We start from the raw sequence: 1,164 nt of genomic DNA, 5'->3' as shown, positions 1-1,164 counted from the left end.
GGCCTGCGCCGGAGGGGCCTCGGGCACGGACGGGGGCGGCGAGGAGGACTCGCGGCAGGCGAAGGCGAGCGCGAACAGGGGCAGCGAGCGAAGAAAGGTGGCGCGGAGCACGTGTTCCCGTCTAACGGGTGCGTGAAGCTCTTTCAAATGGTGGATGGCGCCCCGAGCGCCCGGGGGATGACTCTGGGTCGATTTGGGCGTTGGACCCCCATCATCCTTGTTGGTACAAGAGCGCGCGGCCGTACACGGTGCGGCTCTGTGGGAGGCAGCAACTTTGCGGGAGAAATTGAAGGCGCTGGCGGAGCTTCAGAATGTGGACCTGGAGGTCGCATCGCTCCGGAAGGCCGCGGACATCCACCCCCGTCAGATTGCCGAGTTGGAGCGGGAGCTGGGTGTGGCTCGCAGCGCCATCGAGGCCGAGCGCGCACGGGTCACCGACATGGAGCGGCAGAAGACCCAGGTCGAGCAGAACATCACGGACGAGAAGGACAAGGTGAAGAAGTGGGAGGCGCGCCTGGCGGAACAGCGCTCCACCCGCGAGTACTCCGCCCTGGCCCGTGAAATCGACATCGCCAAGAAGGCCAATCTGACGATGGCCGAGGAGCAGGTGGAGCTGACGAAGCAGCTCGGCCAGGCTCGCGAGGCGCTCAAGGGCAAGGAGGCGGAGTTCGCCACGAAGCAGCAGGGCCTGTCCGCGAGGATGGGTGAGCTGCGCGGCAAGCTGGGCGAGTCCGAGGCGCAGGTGAAGGCGCTCGAGGGCCGCCGCGCGGGTGTCGCGGAGGGCGTCGATTCGACGCTGCTGCGGCGCTACGAGGTGGTGCGCAAGAAGAAGCTGCCCGCGCTGGTCGGCGTGGTGGCCGGCACCTGCCAGGGCTGCAACATGAACGTGCCCCCGCAGCTCTACAACCAGCTGCGCACCTCGCTCGGCACGGACATCTGCCCGTCCTGCAACCGCATCATCTACGCGGTGGAAGCGCTGCAGGAAACGCCCGCGGCGGCGAAGTAGGCCGCACGGATGCCCGCGCCGTCGCTGGTCGACATCCTCCGCCACATCGCGCGCGAGGAGCCGCTCTCGTCGACGGTGCGAGCCTTCCGCGGCCTCACGCGGGAGCACCTGGGGCAGCTCCTCGATGAGGCCGCCACCCGCCTGGCCCCGTCCCCGCC

General features: G+C 68.9%; 1 protein-coding gene. It reads left to right on the top strand.

Going from position 1 to position 1,164, the window contains the following annotated elements:
• The first annotated feature begins 274 nt into the window (after positions 1-274).
• Positions 275-1,006, top strand: coding sequence for a zinc ribbon domain-containing protein (locus FL311_RS43280; RefSeq protein ID WP_141333521.1), 732 nt, complete (start codon positions 275-277; stop codon positions 1,004-1,006).
• Positions 1,007-1,164 lie beyond the last annotated feature (158 nt).

The organism is Myxococcus sp. AB025B (assembly GCF_006518215.1).
Lineage (GTDB): Bacteria > Myxococcota > Myxococcia > Myxococcales > Myxococcaceae > Myxococcus > Myxococcus fulvus.
The sequence above is the reverse complement of the archived record's forward strand: the minus strand, read 5'-3'. Positions and strand labels throughout refer to the sequence as shown.